This window comes from Trinickia mobilis (assembly GCF_017315705.1).
Lineage (GTDB): Bacteria > Pseudomonadota > Gammaproteobacteria > Burkholderiales > Burkholderiaceae > Trinickia_A > Trinickia_A mobilis.
Genome location: NZ_JAFLRF010000003.1, coordinates 180292 through 203557, shown reverse-complemented (window position 1 = coordinate 203557; position 23266 = coordinate 180292). Strand labels below are relative to the sequence as shown.

The following is a 23266-nucleotide window of genomic DNA, read 5'->3' as shown; positions in this document are numbered from 1 at the left end:
ACTGTTCTTCTTTCGGCACCATGACGGCACCTGGTGGGTGTTTCCCCCTGCCGCCGACAGTCGGAAGTTGACCGCGGAACGCCGGGTCGCGTAGCTCACCTCTGATGACCGACGAGTGTTCAGAGGGCTTCTTGGCATAACGCCATCATCCGTTGGACCATTGTCGACGCCTCGTTCAATTCCCACTCGTTCGTGAAGAGCGCATTGACGCTTGACAACCGGACTGCAACACCTGCGTCCAGAAGGTCGCGATTCGCAATCTTCAGGGCGAGCTGGCCGATTCGAACTCGGTCGAGCCAACACATGGTCACGCTGTTTTTTGCCAGCCACTGACGGCAGCCCTCGACGACGTGGTCGACGCGCCATTCTTGCGTCAGCGCGTACGAAGCCGCCGCGGTTGCAACCAGGAAACACAGTAGGTCCGGGCGCGCGCTGGCCGCATCGCTAAATTCAGGCTTCGTCATGATGTGTTTCGTCCCGCGATTGTAGCCATACTCATTGTCAGCAAGAGCTTGGAAGTCTACGCCTAATCGCGTCCCTAAACACTGCGAGTGTGGACGTCTCAAACGTCGGTTGCTTAACCGTGGAAATGGCTTTCAGATTTGGACATCACCGTCGTCACTTCGCTTTCTGCACGCGCGCAGCCCGACCGCTGCGGCGCGCTACATCCGCACCTCGAAATCAGCGGCGGTCAACACAATCCGTTCGCCGGAGTGCGCAAGTATCTTCCTCTCCGCGACGGCCATGATGCGTTTGCGGCCATCTGCGAACGCCGTGAGAATGCGTGTATCGCTGGCTCCCGGTTGCACCCAGAAGTGCTGTTCAAGCGCCTCACGTGAGATGGAACACTCGACTTCACGTCCTTGAATCGAGAGTATAAAAATCACGTATCGGCTGTCGGCTGCTACGCTCGGCGCGGGTTCAATGGCTTCCACGGTCACGACTCGTCAAATTGATTGGTGCGCTCCCCACATCGTACTGGAGACCCGATAAAAACCTCAACGAAAAGCGATGCAAGGCGTCGCGCGCCATTTGTCTGATGGTCAACCGAAACGAGCTCGCGCGCGAGACAGTCGCGGCCGGCGCCCCGACGCTCGCGCAGCATTTCATGACGTTCGATTCTTTCGCGAACCGTATGCTCGCGTCCTCGCGGGAAGATTCGCGGGCCGGCAGGGTTTTCGGCCAAAGCCAGTTCACCGTCTCGGCGCCGCTGTTCAGGCGCCGGCGATGGCTAACACATGTACAGGCCGCCATTCAAAGAGAAGTCAGCTCCCGTCGCGAAAGCCGCATCGTCGGTAGCCAGCCAAGAGACAATCGACGCTATCTCAGAGGCCTCTCCGAGACGGCGAACCGGAATGCTCTGCACGATGGCATCCAATATTTCCGGACGCACTGCGCGAACCATATCGGTCCCGATATATCCGGGGGAAACCGTATTCACGGTGATGCCCTTAGTCGCGACCTCCTGGGCAAGCGACATCGTAAAGCCGTGAATACCCGCCTTCGCTGTCGAGTAGTTGGTCTGGCCAAATTGCCCTTTTTGTCCGTTCACGGACGAGATGTTGATAATTCGGCCCCACTCCCTGCTGACCATCCCCTCGATGACCTGTTTGGTCACGTTGAACAGGCTGGTGAGGTTCGTGGCAATGACGTCGTTCCAATTCTCCCGTGACATCTTGCGAAACACGCCGTCTCGCGTGATGCCTGCATTGTTCACGAGCACGTCGATGTCACCGACTTCCTTCTTCACCTTCGCGACGGCCGCCTCAGTCGAGTCCCAGTCCGCGACGTTGCCTTCCGATGCGATAAAGGAGAAACCCAGTTCGGCTTGCTCAGCCAGCCAGCGTTCCCGTCGCGGGGAATTGGCTCCGCAGGCCGCCACCACCGTGAGTCCATCCTGGTGCAGACGCTGACATATCGCTGTTCCGATTCCGCCCATCCCTCCGGTCACGTATGCAATCCGCTTCGTCATGTCTCTTACTCCTCGGTTAGGGTTTGCGTCCAAGATTTTCGTGCCATTTCCATGGTGACGTCACGTTATTCGCACCATTCCGTAGCAGTACTACCTTTCAACCTTTGGTTCGTGGTACAGCTTCATGCTCGTCCGTCAGACTACTACAAGGGCCGTCAGTTCAAGCGTGTCGCGTCGACCAGCCGGCGTATTCCAGCATAGGACTAGAAGTCACCGAACTCGGCCCGTTCATGCAGCTCCGTCGAAGGCAGCCGGCGCGCCCGGTGTCTGACCCGTGCAAAGCCAGTAGACGTCAAGATTGAGAAAAGCAGCAATCCGCGTGAAAACATTGAGCGGCGGAACCGTGATTCCCTGGCGCCAAAATTGCACATCGCTCTCGCTCACATTGAGCCATTTGGCGGCCCGAGCCGAGCTGACACCGGCCCGTTTCAAGGCAGTGTCAAGCCGAGCAGCAAGCGCGCGCCTCAGGCCACTGTCCTTGCCGCTACGCTCGAGGTGCTCGATGGTTTGAGCGCGTCGATTCATGGTGTTTGATATCTCTCAGAAATGCTTTTGTAGTTGCCGCCGTCTTACGGGCGCACCTGCTAACGCTAGCCAGCCATTTTGGCAATTTCAAGTCCCGACATGCGGATTTACAGCAACGGAGCACACGTCGCTATCGCTAAAACGTAGCCAGTCGCCAAGTCATGCACGATGGCGGGCGGTTCGCAGCTCCGCTAGGCGTAATGTGATTACGCACGAATAGGCCTCGACCCGACGGCGAGCCTATCAAATGGCTCGTGAAAAGCCATTTGTCTTTGAACAAGAGCGATGACTGGCGATGGATTACTGCGGCTGGATATTGGCTGCTTGCTTACCCTTCGGTCCCTGCTTGACGTCGAAGGTCACCCGTTGGTTTTCCTGCAAGGACTTGAAGCCGTTTGCCTGAATTTCGGAGAAGTGCGCAAAGAGGTCCTCGCCGCCGTCGTCCGGCGTAATGAACCCAAAACCCTTTGCATCGTTAAACCACTTTACTTTACCTGTTGCCATGTTCTGCGTTTTAAAACAATCGTTCCATTGACTACACGTCGCCGAAACGGCGACGAATGCGAGAGGATGTTTTTTAACACGGAAAGACGGCTGCAAAACATGGGAGTTTACGCCATGTGACACCACATATCGCTGTCATACTTCGTCTTCTTCGCGTATCACCGCAGATAAGCGAGACATTTCGCTTGCGCTAAATGATAAGCAAAACTGACCGAATCACGAACTTCCCGAGTCTTTATTACCGGATACGACGCCCCCCCGGCGGCAACATGCGGCTAGTGCCGGGACGCCGGTACCGTGCGCATCAGGGCTGCGACGCTCATCTCCTCGCTAAGCTCAGGCCAGAGCAACTGTTGTTGGTCGATAGATATCGCGAAGTGTTCGCGTTCGGCGGCAGTGGCCGCTTCGAGCACAGGAAACAAACGCAACGGCAAACGAACTTCCCGGCCGTCGGACAGTTCGAGACTTTGTTGTACCGCGCCAGCGCGAAAAAAATGGCGCCACGAAACCGTGGCGCCATCAAAAAGTTCTAGCCATTCCGAGGGCCGTGCTAGAACCTGAGAGACGGGATTCGAAATTCGCCGATGGCGAGGAAGGCCTTGAAAAGCAGCTCGGGGACACGCCGCGCGTGCGTCTGCTGAGACCTCAAATCAAAATCGGGTTCCATTTTTTATGGTTATGCTGACTAAGTCAAGAAAATTCTCGGCTGATTTGTTCAGCCTGCACTACACGGTGCCCGAGGATTTCATAATAGGAAACTGAAACGTGTCCGAACCTGTACGGAACGGCACCAAACGCAATAAGACTTGCCGCGGGATGCAAACTAATCCTAAAAATGAAATAAAGTTTCAGAAAAATCAGCGCATGACGACCATGTCCACACTCCCACGCAAAGCGGGCGCAGCGAACGAGCCCCGCGAAAAAGAAGGCTCAGGCGACGAAGTCACTGCATTGGCGCGCGGCCTCACCGTGCTGCGCCGCATTGCCGCAGCCGACGCGCCGGTCAGCAACCGCGAGCTGACCGAACTCACCGGCATTCCCAAGCCCACCGTGTCGCGCATCACGGCGACGCTCGTCAATGCGGGCTTTCTATTCCAGTTGCCGGACAGCGAGCGCTTCGTGCTGACCGCGTCGGTGCTCGAGCTTTCGAACGGGTTTCTGCGCAACTTCGACATCCGCTCGCGCTCGCGGCCGTTCCTGATCGAACTGGCCGAGCGGACGTCGCTGTCCGTGCATCTCGCGGTGCGCGACCGGCTCGAGATGGTCGTGATCGACGCGATCCGGCCGCGCTCGGCGATCCTGGTCTCGCGCCTCGAAGTCGGCTCGCGGATGGACCTCACCCGCACCGCCGTCGGCCGCGCCTACATGGCGGCGCTCGCGCCGGCCGAGCTCGAGACCTTGCTGATGGGCCTGCAAGTGGCTTCGGGCGATGATTGGCCGCACACGCACGGGCGCCTCACGAAGGCCCTGGCCGAAACCCGCGCGAACGGTTTTGCGATCGCCACGAGCGAATGGTACGAAGGGCTGAACGCGATCGCGGCCGGCTTCGTCGGGCCGTCCGGCACGCGCTACGCGGTGAGCTGCGGCGGCGCCGCGCACATGTGTCCGCGCGAATGGCTGATCGAGCACGCCGCGCCCGCGCTCATCGAGTGCATCGGGAAGATCATGCGCGAGATCGGCGGCTCGCCGGGCTACCGGCTCGACGTCTGAGGATCCGAGGTGCGCCTGAAACTCGCGTTTAAGCGCTGAGCCGGCTTGGACGCCTTGCCGGGTAGACGCCCGGTCCACTTCCGGCGCCGCGCCGATGCACTCTGTAACGCCCGTAACTCCTTGAAAAATACGCCGCTGGACTGGACCGGAGGCCCCATCGTAGGATCATGCTTTCCGCGCGGCGGCAGCACACGCCATGGACCGGCGCCGCGCGCCGCCGCTCTTTGCTTCGTCGAAACGCCCTAAGCGCACCGCGCGCCCGGCACGCCGCCAGGACCATCGCACAGCGGGCGAACGCCCCGCGATCCGCGTCTGTTCAGGTTCTTCGCATCGCATCGCGAATTCAGTCAGCCAGTGTGTCTGCTGCGCGCGCCGCGCGAGCGCTTCCGGCGACGAGCGCGGCCGCATCGCGCGAGTTTCCACCATTCCACGCACGCTACTCATCGAAACGATGGCCGAACAAGAAAACGTCACTGAATCGCAACGCCCCCTCTCGCCCGTGAAGGCCACGCCCGGTGCCGATCCCGCGGTCGCCCGCGGGCGGCAGCCGCGCCGCAGGCTCGGCACGCTCGTCGCCGCCGTGCTGATCGCGGCGGGCGTGATCGCCTGGTGGCATCCGTGGAGCCGCACGAGCCCGCAGGGTCCCGGCGCCACGGGTGCGCCGCAGGCCGGCCGCGGCGGCCGCGGCGGGTTCGCGAACCCGGTGCAGCCGGTGCAGGTGGCGGCCGCCACGCAAGGCGACATGCCGATCGTCCTCAATGCGCTCGGCACGGTCACGCCGCTTGCCACCGTCACCGTCAAGACGCAGCTCTCGGGTACGCTCCAGTCGGTCGAGTTCCAGGAAGGCCAGATGGTCAAGAAGGGCGACGTGCTCGCGCAAATCGACCCGCGCCCGTACCAGATCTCGCTCGACAACGCGCAAGGCGCGCTCCTCAAGGACCAGGCGCTCCTGCAGACGGCGCGCATCGATTTGAAGCGCTACCAGACGCTGCTCGCGCAGGACTCGATCGCGAGCCAGCAAGTCGACACGCAAGCGTCGCTGGTCAAGCAGTACGAAGGCCAGGTCAAGTCCGACCAGGCGAACATCGATACCTACAAGCTCGACCTCACCTACGCGCGCATCACGGCGCCGGTGTCGGGCCGCGTCGGCCTGCGCCAGGTCGACGCCGGCAACTACGTGACGCCAAGCGACGCCAACGGCATCGTCGTCATCACGCAGCTGCAGCCGATCAGCGTGATTTTCACGACTTCGGAAGACAACCTGCCGCCGATCGTCAAAGAGACGAAGAGCGGCGCGAAGCTCTCGACCACCGCCTACGACCGCAACAACACGACGCCGCTCGAAACCGGCCGCCTCGATACGTTCGACAACCAGATCGATACGACGACGGGCACCGTCAAGCTGCGCGCGATGTTCGATAACAAGGAACTGATGCTGTTCCCGAATCAGTTCGTCAACGCGCGCCTGCTCGTGAATACGATTCACGGCGCGGTGATCGTGCCGACCTCGGCGGTGCTCAACGGCGCGAAGGGGCCGTTCGTCTACGTCGTCAAGCCGGACCATACCGTGACTGTGCGGCAGATCAAGACCGGGCCGGTCGACGGCGAGCGCACGAGCGTCGCGTCCGGGCTGGAAGTGGGCGAACGCGTCGTCACCGACGGCTCGGACCGCCTGAAGGAAGGCGCGAAGATCACGATCCCGGCCGAGCGTGCGCAAGGCGCGTCCGCGGCCTCGAGCGGCGACAGCCGATCACGCACCGCTTCAACGTAGACACAGGCTGACACTGGCTGATACCGCATGAATCCATCCCGAGCTTTTATCCTGCGCCCGGTCGGCACCGCCCTTCTGATGGCGGCCATCCTGCTGGTCGGGCTCGTCGCCCTGCGTTTCTTGCCGATCTCCGCGCTGCCGGAGGTCGACTATCCGACGATCCAGGTCCAAACGTTCTACCCCGGCGCGAGCCCCGACGTGATGACCTCGTCGGTCACCGCGCCGCTGGAGCGGCAGTTCGGGCAGATGCCCTCGCTCAACCAGATGTCGTCGCAAAGCTCGGCGGGCTCGTCGGTGATCACGCTGCAGTTCAGCCTCGATCTGCCGCTCGACATCGCCGAGCAGGAAGTGCAGGCCGCGATCAACGCGGCCGGCAACCTGCTGCCCTCCGACCTGCCCGCGCCGCCGATCTACGCGAAAGTGAATCCGGCCGATGCGCCGATCCTCACGCTCGCCATCACGTCGGACACGATGCCGCTCACCCAGGTGCAGGACTTGGCCGACACGCGTCTCGCGCAAAAGATCTCGCAGGTGGCGGGCGTGGGTCTCGTGAGCGTCAGCGGCGGCAAGCGGCCCGCGGTGCGGATTCAGGCGAACCCGCTCGCGCTCGCGTCGTACGGCCTCAATCTCGACGACCTGCGCACGACGATCTCGAACCTGAACGTCAACACGCCGAAGGGCAATTTCGACGGGCCGACGCGCAACTACACGATCAACGCGAACGACCAGCTGACCGACGCCGACGCGTACCAAAGCGCCGTCATCGCCTACAAGAACGGCCGGCCGGTGATGCTCACCGACGTCGCGAAGATCATCGACGGCTCGGAGAACACGAAGCTCGGCGCGTGGGTCGGCACGCAAAGCGCGGATTCGGCGGGCGCCGGTGCGTCGGGGGCCGCGCCCTCCGTCAAGCCCGCGATCATCGTCAACGTGCAGCGCCAGCCGGGCGCGAACGTGATCCAGGTCGTCGACGGCATCAAGGCGCTGTTGCCGCAACTGCAGGCGTCGCTGCCGGCGTCGATCGACGTCTCGGTCATCACCGACCGCACGACGACGATCCGCGCATCCGTGCGCGATGTGCAGTTCGAGCTCGCGATGTCGGTCGTGCTCGTCGTGCTCGTGATGTACCTGTTCCTCGCGAACCTCTACGCGACGATCATCCCGAGCTTGTCGGTGCCGCTGTCGCTGATCGGCACGCTCGCCGTGATGTACCTGTTCGGTTTCTCGCTCGACAACCTCTCGCTGATGGCGCTCACGATCGCGACCGGCTTCGTCGTCGACGACGCGATCGTGATGATCGAGAACATCGCGCGCTACGTCGAAGCAGGCGACACGCCGCTCGATGCGGCGCTAAAGGGCTCGAGGCAGATCGGCTTCACGATCATCTCGCTGACGGTTTCGCTGATCGCGGTGCTGATTCCGCTGCTCTTCATGGGCGACGTGGTCGGGCGCCTGTTCCACGAGTTCGCGATCACGCTCGCCGTGACGATCGTGATTTCGGCGGTCGTGTCGCTCACGCTCGTGCCGATGATGTGCGCGAAGCTCCTGCGCCACACGCCGCCGAAGGAAAGCCGCCGCTTCGAAGCGAAGGCGCACGCGTTCATCGATTACGTGATCGCGCGCTACGCGGTCGCGCTCACGTGGGTGCTCGATCGCCGTCGTTCGACGCTGTTCGTCGCGATCCTCACGCTCGTCCTGACCGGCGTGCTTTACGTCGCGATTCCGAAGGGCTTCTTCCCCGTGCAGGATACGGGTGTGATCCAGGCGATCACGCAGGCGCCGCAGTCCGTGTCGTATGCGTCGATGGCCGAGCGGCAGCAGGCGCTGGCCGAGGCGATCCTCAAGAACCCGGACGTCGAGAGCCTGACGTCGTTCATCGGCGTGGACGGCAGCAACATCACGCTCAACAGCGGCCGCATGCTGATCAACCTGAAGCCGCGCGACGACCGCGGCAAGACCGCGAGCGAGATCATCCGCGATATCCAGGCCGATGTCGCGCACGTGCCCGGCGCGTCGCTCTACATGCAGCCGGTGCAGGACCTGACGATCGACTCCACGGTGAGCCCGACGCAGTACCAGTTCATGCTGACCGACCCGAACCCGGACGAATTCTCGAGCTGGGTGCCGAAGCTCGTCGAGCGCTTGAAAGAAGCGCCGGAACTCGCCGACGTCGCCACGGACTTGCAGGAAAACGGCCAGTCGGTCTACGTGGAAATCGACCGCGCGACCGCCGCGCGCTTCGGCATCACGCCCGCGACCGTCGACAACGCGCTGTACGACGCGTTCGGCCAGCGCATCGTCTCCACGATCTTCACGCAGTCGAATCAGTACCGCGTGATTCTCGAGGCCGAGCCCACGCAGCAGCACTACATCGATTCGTTGAAGTCGATCTATCTGCCGTCTTCGACGGCCTCCGGCGGACAGGTGCCGCTGTCCTCGATCGCGAAGTTCATCGAGCGCCCGGCGCCGCTCCTCGTCACGCACCTCGGCCAGTTTCCGGCCACGACCGTGTCGTTCAACCTTGCGCCCGGCGCGTCGCTCGGCGCGGCGGTCAAGGCGATCGGTCAGGCCGAGAAGGACATCGGCTTGCCCGCCTCGTTCCAGACCCGCTTCCAGGGCGCCGCGCTCGCGTTCCAGGCGTCGCTCGCGAACGAGCTGTTCCTGATCCTCGCGGCGATCGTCACGATGTACATCGTGCTCGGCGTGCTGTACGAGAGCTTCATCCATCCGATCACGATCCTCTCGACGCTGCCGTCAGCCGGGGTCGGCGCGCTGCTCGCGCTGATCGTCTCCGGCCACGACCTCGACATCATCGGGATCATCGGCATCGTGCTCTTGATCGGCATCGTGAAGAAGAACGCGATCATGATGATCGACTTCGCGCTCGAGGCGGAGCGCGTGCAAGGCAAGCCGCCGCGCGAGGCGATCTACCAAGCGTGTCTCTTGCGTTTCCGGCCGATTCTGATGACGACGATGGCGGCGCTCCTCGGCGCGCTGCCGCTGATGCTCGGCAGCGGCGCGGGCTCGGAGCTGCGGCGTCCGCTCGGCATCGCGATTGCGGGCGGCCTCGTCGTGAGCCAGTTGCTGACGCTCTTCACGACGCCGGTGATCTATCTCGGCTTCGATGCACTCGCGCGGCGGCTGCGCGGACGCTTTCAGGGCGGCGCCAAGCCTGCGGCCGATGCGCGGACATGATGAAGATGAGTCAACGATGAACCTGTCCCGCCCCTTCATCGCCCGCCCCGTCGCCACGACGCTCCTGGCGGTCGGCGTCGCGCTCGCCGGCGTCTTCGCCTTCGTGAAGCTGCCGGTGGCGCCCTTGCCGCAAGTCGACTTCCCGACCATCTCGGTGCAGGCCCAGTTGCCCGGCGCGAGCCCGGAGACGGTCGCGACCAGCGTCGCGAGCCCGCTCGAGCGGCATCTCGGCACGATCGCGGACGTCGCCGAGATGACGTCGCAAAGCTCGGTCGGCCAGACGCGCATCACGCTGCAGTTCGGCCTGAACCGCGACATCGACGGCGCCGCGCGCGACGTCCAGGCCGCGATCAACGCGGCCCGCGCCGACTTGCCCGCGAGCCTGAAAAGCAACCCGACCTACCACAAGGTCAACCCCGCCGACGCGCCGATCCTGATTCTCGCGCTCACCTCGCCGACGATGACGGCCGGCCAGCTGTACGACTCGGCGGCCACCGTCCTGCAGCAGGCGCTCTCGCAAGTCGACGGGGTCGGCGAAGTCGACGTGAGCGGGTCGGCGAACCCGGCCGTGCGCGTCGAGCTCGAACCGCAGGCGCTCTTTCACTACGGCATCGGGCTGGAGGACGTGCGCGCGGCGCTCGCGTCGGCGAACGCGAACAGCCCGAAGGGCGCGATCGAGTTCGGCCCGGACCACATCCAGCTCTACACCAACGATCAGGCGAGCAAGGCCCAGCAGTACAAGGACCTCGTGATCGCCTACCGCAACGGCGCGGCGGTGAAGCTGTCGGATGTCGCCGAAGTGGTCGATTCGGTCGAAGACCTGCGCAACCTCGGCCTGATGAACGGCAAGCGCTCGGTGCTCGTGATCCTGTACCGGCAGCCGGGCGCGAACATCATCGAAACCGTCGACCGCGTGAAGGCGATGATTCCGCAGTTGAAGGCGTCGCTGCCGGCCGCCGTCGACGTGACCCCCACCTCCGACCGCTCGATCACGATCCGCGCCTCGCTGAAAGACACCGAGCACACGCTCCTGATCGCGGTCGGGCTCGTCGTGATGGTCGTCTTCCTGTTCCTGCGCAACTGGCGCGCGGCCTTGATTCCGAGCGTCGCGGTGCCGATCTCGATCATCGGCACGTTCGCCGCGATGTACCTGATGGGGTTCTCGATCGACAACCTGTCGCTGATGGCGCTCATCGTCGCGACCGGCTTCGTCGTCGACGACGCGATCGTCGTGCTGGAAAACATCGCGCGGCACGTCGAGGCCGGCGTGCCGCGCATGCGGGCGGCCTACCTCGGCGCGCGCGAAGTGGGCTTCACGGTGATGTCGATCAGCATCTCGCTCGTCGCGGTGTTCCTGCCGATCCTGCTGATGGGCGGCATCGTCGGGCGGCTCTTTCGCGAGTTCGCGCTGACGCTGTCGCTCGCGATCGGCGTGTCGCTGCTCGTCTCGCTGACCGTGACGCCGATGATGTGCTCGCGCCTCTTGCGCGAGGCGCATGACAAGGGCGAGGAAGGCCGCTTCGCGCGCTGGCTCGAAAGCGGCTTCATGAAGATGCAGGGCGGCTACGAGCGCACGCTCACCTGGGCGCTGGCCCGGCCGCTTCTCATCGTGACGATCCTGCTCGCGACCGTCGCGCTGAACGTGTTCCTCTATATCGTCATCCCGAAGGGCTTCTTCCCGCAGCAGGACACGGGGCGCCTCGTGGGCGGCATCATGGCCGACCAGTCCACCTCGTTCCAGTCGATGAAGGTCAAGTTCTCGGAGATGATGCACATCGTGCAGAGCAACCCGGCGGTGGACAGCGTCGTCGGCTTCACCGGCGGACGGCAGACCAACTCGGGCTTCATGTTCGTGTCGCTCAAGCCCAAGAGCGAGCGCAAGAAATCCGCGGACAAGGTGATCGCCGAGCTGCGCGGGCCGCTCTCGCACGTCGCCGGCGCGCAGACGTTCCTGCAGGCCGTGCAGGATATTCGCGTGGGCGGCCGGCAATCGAATGCGCAATACCAGTTCACGCTGCTCGCCGATTCGACGCCCGATCTCTACAAGTGGGGGCCGAAGCTCACCGATGCCCTCAAGCTGCGCCCCGAACTCGCCGACGTGAACTCCGACCAGCAGCAAGGCGGCCTCGAATCGATGGTGACCTTCAACCGCGCGACGGCCTCGCGCCTCGGCATCACGCCGTCGCAGATCGACAACACGCTCTATGACGCGTTCGGCCAACGCCAGGTATCGACGATCTACAACCCGCTGAACCAGTATCACGTGGTGATGGAGGTCGCGCCGCGCTACTGGCAGAGCCCCGACATGCTGAACCAGATCTACATCAGCACGGCGGGCGGCACGCCGAGCGGCGCGCAGACGACCAACGCGGTGGCCGGCACCGTCACCGCGCCGGCGACGCGCAGCACGTCCGGCACCTCGTCGTCGAGCGCGGCGAGCGTGGCGGCCGATTCCGCCCGCAATCTCGCGAACAACGCGATTGCGGCAAGCGGCAAGTCGAGCGCATCGACGGGGGCGTCGGTGTCGACTTCGAAGGAGGCGATGATTCCGCTCTCGGCAATCGCGTCGTTCGGTCCCGGCAATGCGCCGCTGTCGGTGAACCACCAGGGGCAGTTCGTCGCCTCGACGATCTCGTTCAACCTGCCGCCCGGCAAGTCGCTCTCGGACGCCACCAACGCGATCTACGAGACGATGGTCGAAATCGGCATGCCGGAGACGATCCACGGCAGCTTCTCCGGCACCGCGCAAGCGTTCCAGCAGTCGATGTCGGATCAGCCGCTCTTGATTCTTGCGGCACTCGCGGCCGTCTACATCGTGCTCGGGATGCTCTACGAGAGCTACATCCATCCGATCACGATCCTGTCGACGCTGCCGTCGGCGGGCGTCGGCGCGCTGCTCGCGCTGCTGCTCTTCAAGACCGAGTTCAGCCTCATTTCGCTGATCGGCGTGATTCTCTTGATCGGGATCGTGAAGAAGAACGCGATCATGATGGTCGACTTCGCGATCGAGGCGTCGCGGCAAGGGATGTCGTCGTTCGACGCGATTCGCCAGGCGTGTCTCTTGCGCTTCCGGCCGATCATGATGACGACCATGGCGGCCCTTCTCGGCGCGCTGCCGCTCGCGTTCGGCAACGGCGAAGGCGCCGAGCTGAGGGCGCCGCTGGGGATCTCGATCGTCGGCGGGCTGATCGTCAGCCAGTTGCTGACGCTCTATACGACGCCCGTCGTGTATTTGTACATGGACCGCATTCGGGTGCGGTGGGAAAACCGCAAGGCGCGTCGTCTTGCGCCTGGGGGACAAGCCTAAGGGCTTGGAGGCTGCCGCCCCGCTTCGGGCGGCGGCCTTCGTCTCATACGCGGCGGGTTCGCCGCATCAGACTTCGTCATCCTCGGCAAACCCGTCGAGCTTGCGCAGCAATGCCGATCCGCGCGGCGTCAATCTGGCGATCTTCGCACCGCTTGCGCGCCGTTCGATCTCGACGAGCGCCTTTTTCTCCAGCATCACAAAATCGAGCCGCTGGACTTCCACTTGATACGGGGCACGCTGCACCAGCAGCAGCGTGGATATTTCGTGAGGACTGAGCATCCGCTTCTCCATTCGACTTGAGTTGCATTCAGGTCGTCCGAACCATCCTAACCGCCCGAGAAGGCAAAACCGCTACAGTCTTGTTTCAAGTCGTTACTTCGTTACTAGGGCCGGACGGCGCAACCTGTGTTCAAGGGGCTGCGCAGCCGCGTTGTTACGATTCGTATAAAGTGCGCGACCCAAAGTCGTCCGCCCCTTTTATTGCCGTTTTGCCGCCTGTCATTTGAATCGGACTACCAATTTCCGGCGCTTCATTTTTCTCGCCGCGTCATCGGAAAAGGGTCTACGTCCCGCTCATTTTTGATGATTCGTTTCACGTGTAAGCAACTGAAACAACTGTGAGACCTCGTGTGATTGTATTGAGAACGCGGATGCCCTAGCCTTCAATCGCGTACTCAAAACGCATTTACACAAACTATTTGAATCAGGAGTCGATCGTGAAGTGGCTGAAAACTTCCGTCGCTGTCTGCGCGCTGGCTGCGATCGGGGTCTGCGGTACCGCGCAAGCGCGCGTATTCGTCGGGGTCGGCATCGGCGTGCCGGCCTATCCCTACTACCCGGTCGCTCCGGTCCCGTATTACTACCCCGCGCCGGTCGTAGCCGTCCCCGCCGATCCGCCGGTCTATGTCGAGCAGGGTCAGGCGGCGGCCGATGCCGACCCGCAGCAAGCCGGCACCTGGTTCTACTGCGACGCCGCGCAGGCCTACTACCCGTACATCAAGCAATGCGCGGGCGGCTGGCGCGCCGTGCCGGCGAATCCGCCGGCGCCGAATCAATGAAATGAAGAGCTTCACCATGACACACGCACAATGGCTCGCGCTCGCCGCTCTTGCCGGGCTGAGCGCCTGCACCGTGATGCCCACCGGACCGACCGTGATGGCGCTCCCGGGCACCGGCAAGTCTTTCGACCAGTTCCGCGCCGACGACGCCTCGTGCCGGAACTTCGCTAATCAGCAAGTAGGCGGCGTCACCGCGAATCAAGCGGCGACGAACGCGGCGCTCGGCAGCGCCGTCGTCGGCACGGCGCTCGGCGCAGCCGCGGGCGCGGCGTTCAACGGCGGGCAGGGTGCTGCCGTCGGTGCGGGCGTCGGCCTGCTGGCGGGCAGCGTGGTCGGCGCGGGCAACGCCCAGGCGTCGGGCTACGGCGCGCAGCGCCGTTACGATCACGCGTACATCCAGTGCATGTACGCGTCGGGCGACAAGGTGCCGGTGTCCGGCCGCGTGATGAGCAATGCGCCGCCTCCGGGCGCGTATTACTACGCGCCGCCGCCTCCGCCGCCGGGTGCGTATATCCCTCCTCCGCCGCCGGGATATTGATCGATTGAGCGGAATTCCGCGGTGTGAAGCGCGAGCGTCACGCTCAAACAGTCGAACTCCGAAGTCCGAGGCTCGCGTTCCACTCTCAAACATTCGAACTCCGAGGTCTGAGGCTCGCGTTCCGCCCTCAAAGCGTGGACAACTCCACGGTCTGAGGCCCACGTTCCGCCCTCAAACATCCGAAGTCCTCGGTCTGAGGCTCGCGTTCCGCCCTCGAAGAGTCGAAGTCGCCGGTCTGAGGCTCCGATTTCGGCCCTCCAACAGTCGAATGCGTCGGTTTGGGGCTCGCGTCCCGCCTTCAAACATTCGAAATCCACGGCCGGGGGCTCGCGTTTCCGTCTGCGGCGTTCGAGTTCGACGGTTTGCGGTTCGATTTCCAGCCTCGGACCCCGGCGCGGGACCCGCAACTTGCCGCAAACGTAGGAGCAATCCGATCAGCAGAGAATCGGTTGTCGTGGAGTGAGTCAACCTCAATAGGGTCCACCTGTGCCGTTATCGCGCACGTCCCGCTCCCTATCCGCTTCTTCCCATCCGCCGCCTAGATTCTTGATCAGCGTGACGGTGCTCTGCGCGGCCTGCGCCTTGGCGTCGCGCGCGCCTTGTTCGGCGGTGAGCAGCGTCAACTGCTGCGTGAGCAAGCTCTGCTCGCTCGCGGTGCCCGCCTTCAATTGCGCGCCCACGCTCGCATAAAGCTGCACGTTGCGCCGGTAGACGCTCTCGAACGCGCGCGCCTCCTCGTTCAGGTGATTGACCGACGAGAGGCTGTCTTCGACGCTTTGAAACGCGGACAGCACCGTGCCGCGATACGTCGCGACCGCGCCGTCGTAGGTCGCCTCGGCTTCTTGCACGGCGGCCGTGCGCGCGCCCGCGTCGAAGATCGTTTCGGCAAGCGCGGGGCCGAGCGTCCAGATCCGGTTCGGCAGCGAGAACAGATGCGCGAGCCTGCTGCTCGCAAAGCCGCCTTCGGCCGACAGCGTGAGCGCCGGAAAAAACGCCGCCTTCGCGACCCCGATCTTCGCGTTCGCCGCGGCGGCCTCACGCTCGGCCGCGACGATGTCGGGACGCCGCTCGAGCAGCGTCGACGGCAAGGCGAGCGGCACGGGCGGCTGCGCGAACGCATAGTGCGGCGCCGGCGCGACGCTGAAGTTCGCCGGCGGCACGCCGACGAGCACCGCGAGCGCGTGCTCGTCCTGCTCGCGCGAAATCTTCGAGGTCTGCAGTGCGGCGATCACCGCTTCGAGCGTGTCTTCGGCGACGAGCAAGCTGTCGTTCGACGCCGTGCCTTGCGCATACGCCGCGTGCGTCATGTCGAGCAGCCGCTGGTCGATACGCTGCTGCGCCTCCAGCGACGCGATATCGAGATCGAGCTGGCGCAACAGCAGATAGTCTGCCGCGACGCTCGCCGCGATCGACAAGCGCTCGCCCGCCAGTTGCGCGTCGGTGGCCTGCGCGTTCTCTTTGCTCGATTCGATCTCGCGGCGAATCTGGCCCCACAGGTCGGGCTCCCAACTGACCGTCGCCGTGGCGGTGACTGAGTTGCGCAAGGCGCTCGGTGCCGACGCGCCGCTCGTCGACGATGTGCGGCTCACGCTCGCCGAATTGATGAGGCTGCGCGAGGCCGCCGCGTTCGCCGTCACCACCGGAAAAAGACTCGCGGTGCTCGCCGCCACCTCGGCCTGCGCGAGCCGGTACGCGGCCTCGGCGGCGATGATCGACTGATTGGCCTTGAGCGAGCGGTCGACCAGGTCGTTCAACTGCGCGTCGCCGAACGCTTCCCACCAGCGGCTCGACAGCGCGCCTTGCGGATTCGCGTCCGCGCGCTGCCAGTCGGCGCCCTCCTTGAAGTGCGTCGGCAGTTCGACCGGCGGGCGGTGGTAGTCGGGCCCGGCCATGCACCCTGCGAGACCCGCGAGCGCAAGACGCGCCGCGCTCGCGCGCAACGCCGACAGCGTATTCATGACCGCGCTCCTCCATCGGCGCCCCGCTTGCCGCGCGGCTTTCCCGGCGCGCGGTCGAGCCACAGGTAAATCACGGGCGTCGTATACAACGTCAGCAACTGGCTGAACAGCAAGCCGCCGATGATCGAAATCCCCAGCGGCCTGCGAAACTCGGTGCCGTAGCCCGAGATCACGACGAGCGGCACCGCGCCGAGCATCGCGGCCATCGTCGTCATCATGATCGGCCGAAAGCGCACGAGGCAAGCGCGCAGAATCGCCTCCTCGGCGCTCACGCGGTTGCGGCGCTGCTCGGAGAGCGCGAAGTCGATCATCATGATCGCGTTCTTCTTGACGATGCCGATCAGAAGAATCACGCCGACGAGCGCGATGATCGACAGCTCGGTGTGGGTCGCGAGCAGCGCGATCAGCGCGCCGACGCCGGCCGAAGGCAGCGTCGAGAGGATCGTCAGCGGGTGCCGCAGGTTTTCGTAGAGCACGCCGAGCACGATGTAGACCGACAGCAGCGCCGCCACGACGAGCAGCGGCTCGCTCGCGACCGCTTCCTGGAACACCTGCGCGGTGCCCGCGAAGCGGCCGACGACGCTGGCCGGCATCCGCAGCTCGGCGACGGCGGCATCGACCGCGCGCGTCGCGTCGCCGATCGAGGCGCCCGGCCGCAGGTTGAACGACGCCGTGACGGCCGGGAACGTGCCCTGGTGGTTGATCGAGATCGCGGTGCGGCCGATCGAGTACGTCGCCAGCGCCGAGAGCGGCACGAGCGCGTTGCCGTTCGCAAGCGCGGCGGCCGACGGCGTCGCCGCCGACACCCCATAGCCCGGCGAGCCGACGGCCACGCTCGTCTGCGCCGCCGATGCGGCGGACGCCGCGGCAGGCCCCGGCGCCGCAATGCTCGCCGCTTCGGTCCGGCTCGCGCGCGACAGCGCTTGCGCGAGGTTCGACGGCGCCGCCGGGCCCGCCGGCACATAGATGCTTTGCAGCGCAGAAGGCCGCATCCAGTACTCCGGCGCGAGTTCCATCACCACGTGATACTGATTCGCCGCCTTGTAGATCGTGGAGACCTGGCGCTGCCCGAACGCATCGTAGAGCCCCGCGTCGATCGACGCGAAGTTCACGTTCAGGCGCGCCGCCGTCGCGCGGTTCACGTTGACGCTCACCTGCATGCTGTTGTCCTGCTGGTCGGTGTTCACGTCGGCGACGAGCGGGATTTTCTCCATCGCCGCCACCACTTGCGGCACCCATTTGTCGACGTCGCCCTGATCGTCGGCGGTCAGCGTGTACTGGTATTGCGCGCCGCTGATGCGGCCGCCCACCGTGATGTCCTGCGCCGATTGCAGATAGAGCCGCGCGCCGGGAATCTCGGCCAGCGTGTGGCGGATCTGCCCGATCACCTCGTCGGCGCTCACCTTGCGCTCGCCGAGCGGCTTCAAGGACACGAAGATGAACGCGGTATTGATGGGATTCGTGCCGCCCACGAAGCCGCCCACCGTCGCCACGTTCGGGTTCTGCAGCACCAGCTCGTTCATGTGCTGGAATTTCTGCTGCATCGCGTGGTACGAAATGCTCTGCGACGCCTGCACGAGCCCGATCAGGCGCCCCGTGTCCTGCTGCGGGAAGAAGCCCTTCGGTATCACGATGTACAGGAACACGTTCAGCGCGAGCACACCGAGCGTGACGAGACCCATCGTCACGCGCCGGTGGATGACCCAGTTGAGCGTGCGTTCGTAGAAGCGGTGAAACACCGAGTCGGGATGCCCGGTCCGCACTTCGAACTCGTCGGCTTGCTGGGGCTTGCCCCGCAGCGTGACGCTCGCGAGCATCGGGGTGACCGTCAGCGAAATCAGCATCGACATGAGAATCGCCACCGACAACGACACCGAGAACTCGCGAAACAGCCGCCCGACGAGCCCGCCCATCAACAGCAGCGGAATGAAGACGGCGACGAGCGAGATGCTGATCGACAGCACGGTGAAGCCGACTTCGCGCGCGCCCATGAGCGCCGCCTCGATCGGCGGCTCGCCGCGCTCGAGATGCCGCATGATGTTCTCGACGACGACGATCGCATCGTCGACGACGAAGCCTGTCGAGATCGTCAGCGCCATCAGCGAGAGATTGTTCAAGCTGAAGTGCAGGAAGACCATCACGCTGAAGGTGGCGAGCAGCGACAGCGGCACGACGATGGCCGGCACGAGCGTCGCGCGCCAGGTGCGGAAGAACAGGAACGTCACGGCGGTGACGAGCACGATCGAGATCAAGAGCGTGATCTCCACTTCGATCAGCGACGCGCGGATCGTCGTCGTGCGGTCCATCAGGATGTGCAGCTTGATCGACGACAGGATCGACGCCTGCAGGAACGGGAGCGCCGCTTTCACGTGGTCGACGGTCTCGATCACGTTCGCGCCCGGTTGCTTGTAGACGATCAGGAGCACCGCGACCTTGCCGTCCGAAAGCCCGTAGTTGCGCAGGTTTTCGACCGCCTCGCGCACGTAGCCGAGATCGGAGATCCGCACCAGGTCGCCGTTGTTCTGCTTGACGACGAGCGACGTGTAATCGGCCGGCTGATAGAGCATGTCGTTCGCACCGATGTTGAAGGTCTCGCCGGCCGCCGACGTCCAGCCTTTGGCGAGATTCACGTTCTGGCTCGCAATCGCCGCGCGAACCTGTTCGAGGCTGATGCCGTAGTGACTGAGCCGGTCGGGGTTCAATTCGATTCTCACCGCCGGCAGCGCGCCGCCGCCCACCGTCACGTCGCCGACGCCCGGCGTTTGCAGGAGCTTTTGCTGGAGCACCGTCGAGGCCGCGTCGTACAGCTGCCCGCGCGACGCCGAATCCGACGTGAGGCTGATGATGAGGATCGGCGCGTCGGCCGGGTTCGCCTTGCGGTAGGTGGGGTTGCCGTCGAGATCCGCCGGCAGGTTCGTGCGCGCCGCGTTGATCGCGGCCTGCACGTCGCGCGCGGCGCCGTCGATATTGCGGTTCAGGTCGAACTGCAAGGTGATGCGCGTCGCGCCTTGCGAGCTGACCGAGGTCATCTGCGTGACGCCCGCGATCTGCCCGAACTGCCGCTCGAGCGGCGTCGCGACCGAGGTCGCGACCGTGTCCGGATCGGCGCCCGGCAGGTTCGCGATCACGTTGATCGTCGGGAAGTCGATCTCGGGCAACGGCGCCACCGGCAGCAGCTTGAACGCGAGCATGCCGAACAGCGCGATCGCGACCGCGATCAGCGTCGTCGCGATCGGCCGGCGGATGAAGGGCTCGGAGAGGTTCATGATGCCTCCCGCCGGGCCGCCCCAAGGGAGGCATCGGCCCCCTCGGGGGGAGCTTTGCATGGGACCGGAGTAAGCGCTAAAGCGCTAACTCCGGTCGACAGCGAACGGTAGTGAGCGTGGGGGTTCATGATTCGCCTCCGCCGTCCTTGCTGCCGCCGTCCAGCTCGGCGCGTACCGAGTTACCCGGCACTTGCGCGCCGTTCGAGGCCGGCGTGAAGAAGGCCTCGACGCGATGCATCGCGAGATAGATCACCGGCGTCGAAAAGAGCGTCAGCATCTGGCTCACGACAAGCCCGCCGATGATCGCGATACCGAGCGGATGCCGCAGCTCCGAGCCCATGCCGGTGCCGAACGCGAGCGGGAACGCGCCGAACATGGAGGCCATCGTCGTCATCAGGATCGGCCTGAAGCGAAGCTCGGCCGCGCGGCGAATCGCATCGAGCGGGGCGAGCCGCTCGCTCCTCTCTGCCTCGAGCGCGAAGTCGATCATCATGATCGCGTTCTTCATCACGATGCCTATCAAGAGCACGATGCCGATCAGGCCGATGATGTCGAACTGCGTGCCGGTGACGAGCAACGCCAAGAGCGCGCCGAACGCGGCCGAAGGCAGCGTCGAGAGGATCGTCACCGGATGGATGAAGCTCTCGTACAGGATGCCGAGCATCAGGTAGACGACGATGATCGCGGCGGTGACGAGAAACGCTTCGTTCGCGAGCGACGCCGCGAACGTCGCCGCCGCGCCCTCCAGATTCACTTGGACGGACGCCGGCAGCGCGACGCGCGCCTCGATATCGCGCAGATGCGACACCGCCGTGCCGAGCGTGTAGCCCGGCGCGAGATTGAACGAGAGGTCCGCGTACGGGAATTGCCCCTGCCGGTTGATCGTCACGGGCGCGTGCACGATCTTCATCGTCGCCATCGACGCGAGCGGCGCGACGCCCGCATTCGGCGTATTCACATAGAGGCCGCTCAACAAATCCGCGAGGCTGTCTTCCTTCTTGTCCGCGATCAGCACCACGTGGTACTGGTTCAGCTCGGTGTAGATCGTCGACACCTGGCGCTGGCCGAACGCGTCGTAGAGCACGTCGTCGATCTGCTGCGGCGTGATGCCGAGGCGCGACGCGCTCGAGCGGTCGAAGCTCAGCATCACCTCGTTGCCCTGCTGCAGCGCCTGGCTTTGCACGTCGGCGAACGCGGGGTCCGCTTTCATCGCGGCGACCATCTTCGCGGCCCAGGCATCGACGACACCCGGATCGACCGCCACGAGGCCGAGCCGGTACGCGGTCGTGGAAATCGTGTCGTCGAGCGTGAGGTCCTGCACCGGGTGCAGGAACAGATGCATGCCCGCGCTGCCCGCGTTGATGTCGGACAGGCGCCGGATCACGGCCGCGCTGCTCGCGCGCTCGCCCTTGTCCTTCAAGTTGATGAGGATGGTGCCCTGGTTGATCGTCGGGCTCGTCTGATCGATGCCGACGAACGACGACAGGCTCGTCACCGCCGGGTCCTTCAGGATCTGCGCGACGAGCTGCTGTTGCTTGACGACCATCTTCTTGAACGAGACCGTCGGCGCCGCCTGCGAAATCCCTTCGACGATCCCCGTGTCCTGCTCGGGAAAGAATCCCTTCGGCATCACGTACAGGCAGGCGAACGTGAGCGCCGCGGTCAGCAGCACGGAAAGCAGCGTCATCGTGCGGCGCTCGAGCACCCAGTCGAGCGCACGCAGATAGCGGCGGTTCACGCGGTCGAAGAAGTCGGCGCGCTTGCCCTCGTCGTGTTCCTCGAGCATGCGCGAGCACATCATCGGCGTGAGCGTGAGCGAAATCAGCGCCGAGATCACGATCGCCACGGCAAGCGTCATCGCGAACTCGCGGAACAGCCGTCCGACGATATCGCCCATGAAAAGCAGCGGAATCATCACCGCGATCAGCGCAACCGACAGCGACACGATCGTGAAGCCGATCTGCTTCGCCCCCTTGAGCGCCGCTGAAAACGGCGCCTCGCCGCCCTCGATGTGGCGCGCGATGTTCTCGATCATCACGATCGCGTCGTCGACGACGAAGCCGGTCGCGACCGTCAGCGACATCAGCGTCAGGTTGTTCAGCGAGAAACCGAACGCATAGGCGAGCGCGAGCGTGCCGATCAGCGAAAGCGGCACCGTGACCGCCGGAATCACGGTGGCGGGCACATTGCGCAGAAAGACGAAGATCACCATCACGACGAGCGCGACGGCCGTGGCGAGTTCGTACTGCACGTCGCGCACCGAGGCGCGGATCGTCTGCGTGCGGTCGGTCAGCGCGCTCACGTGCAGCGTGCCCGGCAGCGACGCGCGCAATTGCGGCAGGAGGCGCTGGATGCGGTCGACGACTTCGATCACGTTCGCGCCCGGCTGCCGCTGGATCGAGAGCAGGATCGACGGCGTCTTGCCGGTCCAGGCGGCCTGCTGCGGGTTTTCCGGGCCCTCGATCGAGCGCGCGATCTGCGCGAGCTCGATCGGCGCGCCGTTCTTGTACGCGATGATGAGGTCGCGGTACTCGCTCGCGGAGCGCAATTGGTCGTTCGCGCCGATCGAGTACGCCTGATAGTTGCCGTCGAGGTTGCCCTTCGCCTGGTTCACGTTGGCGTCGCCGAGCGCCGTGCGCACGTCGTCGAGCGAGAGGCCGAGCGCGTTCAACGCACCGTCGTTGGTCTCGATGCGCACCGACGGCCGCTGGCCGCCGCCGATCGTCACGAGCCCCACGCCCGACACCTGCGAGATTTTCTGCGCAAGGCGCGTATCGGCGAGATCCTCGATCCTCGTGAGCGGCAGCAGATCGGACGTGAGCGAGAGCGTCAGCACCGGCGCATCGGCCGGATTGACCTTGCTGTAGACCGGCGGATACGGCAGGTTCGCGGGCAGAAAGCTCGCCGCCGCATTGATCGCCGCCTGCACCTCCTGCTCGGCGACATCGAGCGAGAGCGACAGATCGAACTCGAGCGTGACGACCGACACGCCGTTCGAACTCGTCGAGTGCAGGGTCTTCAGGCCCGGCATCTCGCCGAACTGGCGCTCGAGCGGCGACGTGATCGACGAGCTGATCACGTCCGGGCTCGCGCCGGGATACTGCGTGTAGACCTGGATCGTCGGGTAGTCGACTTCGGGCAGCGCCGACACCGGCAGCAAGTGATACGCGAGCAAGCCGACGAGCAGCACGGCCACCATCAGGAGCGTGGTCGCGATCGGCCGTTCGATGAAGGGACGCGAGATGTTCATGATGCCTCCCGCTGGGCCGCCCCAAGGGGCGTAGCAGGGAATTCGCGGAGCATCGCTCCGCGCCTGCGCAGCCGGCCGGCTTTGCAAAGCCGGCCGTGGACGGCATCGCCCCCCTCGGGGGGAGCTTTGCATGGGACCGGAGTAAGCGCTAAAGCGCTAACTCCGGTCGACGGCGAACGGTAGTGAGCGTGGGGGTAGTTCATGATGGCCCC

The 23266-nt window shown here is 64.6% G+C and carries 16 protein-coding genes; 6 read left to right on the top strand and 10 right to left on the bottom strand.

Features of this window, described 5'->3' with window-relative positions:
* Positions 1 to 119: 119 nt before the first annotated feature.
* The 6 genes from J3489_RS05920 to J3489_RS37420 all read right to left on the bottom strand — a co-directional run bounded on the left by J3489_RS05920 (position 120) and on the right by J3489_RS37420 (position 3414).
* Positions 120 to 464 carry a hypothetical protein gene (locus tag J3489_RS05920; RefSeq protein WP_206996779.1) on the bottom strand — a complete coding sequence of 115 codons (345 nt, stop codon included), beginning with the start codon at positions 462 to 464 and terminating at the stop codon, positions 120 to 122.
* Positions 465 to 662: 198 nt separating this feature from the next.
* Positions 663 to 935: a DUF1488 family protein gene (locus tag J3489_RS05915; protein WP_206996778.1), complete on the bottom strand. Its 273-nt coding sequence runs from the start codon at positions 933 to 935 to the stop codon at positions 663 to 665.
* A gap of 296 nt (positions 936 to 1231) precedes the next feature.
* Positions 1232 to 1972 carry an acetoacetyl-CoA reductase gene (gene phbB / locus J3489_RS05910; RefSeq protein ID WP_206996777.1) on the bottom strand — a complete coding sequence of 247 codons (741 nt, stop codon included), beginning with the start codon at positions 1970 to 1972 and terminating at the stop codon, positions 1232 to 1234.
* 228 nt (positions 1973 to 2200) lie between these two features.
* Positions 2201 to 2497: a helix-turn-helix domain-containing protein gene (locus J3489_RS05905; RefSeq protein WP_206996776.1), complete on the bottom strand. Its 297-nt coding sequence runs from the start codon at positions 2495 to 2497 to the stop codon at positions 2201 to 2203.
* A gap of 300 nt (positions 2498 to 2797) precedes the next feature.
* A complete protein-coding gene (locus J3489_RS05900; protein WP_206996775.1) occupies positions 2798 to 3001 on the bottom strand; it encodes a cold-shock protein in 204 nt (67 codons plus the stop codon).
* 275 nt (positions 3002 to 3276) lie between these two features.
* Positions 3277 to 3414, bottom strand: coding sequence for a hypothetical protein (locus J3489_RS37420; protein WP_374193430.1), 138 nt, complete (start codon positions 3412 to 3414; stop codon positions 3277 to 3279).
* 460 nt (positions 3415 to 3874) lie between these two features.
* Between J3489_RS37420 and J3489_RS05890 the strand changes: the two genes are divergently transcribed.
* The 4 genes from J3489_RS05890 (at position 3875) to J3489_RS05875 (ending at position 12984) form a co-directional block, all read left to right on the top strand.
* A complete protein-coding gene (locus J3489_RS05890) occupies positions 3875 to 4711 on the top strand; it encodes an IclR family transcriptional regulator (protein ID WP_206996774.1) in 837 nt (278 codons plus the stop codon).
* Positions 4712 to 5162: 451 nt separating this feature from the next.
* Positions 5163 to 6482 carry an MdtA/MuxA family multidrug efflux RND transporter periplasmic adaptor subunit gene (locus J3489_RS05885; protein WP_206996773.1) on the top strand — a complete coding sequence of 440 codons (1320 nt, stop codon included), beginning with the start codon at positions 5163 to 5165 and terminating at the stop codon, positions 6480 to 6482.
* Between the two features lie 27 nt (positions 6483 to 6509).
* A complete protein-coding gene (locus tag J3489_RS05880; RefSeq protein ID WP_206996772.1) occupies positions 6510 to 9677 on the top strand; it encodes an MdtB/MuxB family multidrug efflux RND transporter permease subunit in 3168 nt (1055 codons plus the stop codon).
* Positions 9678 to 9693: 16 nt separating this feature from the next.
* Complete coding sequence (locus J3489_RS05875) at positions 9694 to 12984, top strand: efflux RND transporter permease subunit (protein ID WP_206996771.1); 3291 nt, start codon at positions 9694 to 9696, stop codon at positions 12982 to 12984.
* A 66-nt stretch (positions 12985 to 13050) separates the two neighbouring features.
* On the opposite strand, the gene J3489_RS05870 is transcribed toward J3489_RS05875, so the two are convergent.
* Entirely contained in the window at positions 13051 to 13263 is a 213-nt protein-coding gene (locus tag J3489_RS05870) for a hypothetical protein (RefSeq protein ID WP_206996770.1), read from the bottom strand.
* A 437-nt stretch (positions 13264 to 13700) separates the two neighbouring features.
* Here J3489_RS05870 and J3489_RS05865 point away from each other — a divergent pair, with 437 nt between their 5' ends.
* On the top strand, positions 13701 to 14042 hold the full coding sequence (locus tag J3489_RS05865) for a hypothetical protein (protein WP_206996769.1): 342 nt from the start codon (positions 13701 to 13703) through the stop codon (positions 14040 to 14042).
* A gap of 16 nt (positions 14043 to 14058) precedes the next feature.
* Positions 14059 to 14580 carry a glycine zipper family protein gene (locus J3489_RS05860; RefSeq protein ID WP_206996768.1) on the top strand — a complete coding sequence of 174 codons (522 nt, stop codon included), beginning with the start codon at positions 14059 to 14061 and terminating at the stop codon, positions 14578 to 14580.
* 470 nt (positions 14581 to 15050) lie between these two features.
* On the opposite strand, the gene J3489_RS05855 is transcribed toward J3489_RS05860, so the two are convergent.
* From J3489_RS05855 to J3489_RS05845, 3 genes are all read right to left on the bottom strand, one after another.
* Positions 15051 to 16538, bottom strand: a complete 1488-nt coding sequence (locus J3489_RS05855) for an efflux transporter outer membrane subunit (protein WP_206996767.1) — start codon at positions 16536 to 16538, stop codon at positions 15051 to 15053.
* A complete protein-coding gene (locus J3489_RS05850) occupies positions 16535 to 19804 on the bottom strand; it encodes an efflux RND transporter permease subunit (RefSeq protein WP_206996766.1) in 3270 nt (1089 codons plus the stop codon). The genes J3489_RS05855 and J3489_RS05850 overlap by 4 nt, the downstream gene beginning before the upstream one ends.
* A 124-nt stretch (positions 19805 to 19928) precedes the next feature.
* Positions 19929 to 23054, bottom strand: coding sequence for an efflux RND transporter permease subunit (locus J3489_RS05845; protein WP_206996765.1), 3126 nt, complete (start codon positions 23052 to 23054; stop codon positions 19929 to 19931).
* Between the last annotated feature and the right edge of the window lie 212 nt (positions 23055 to 23266).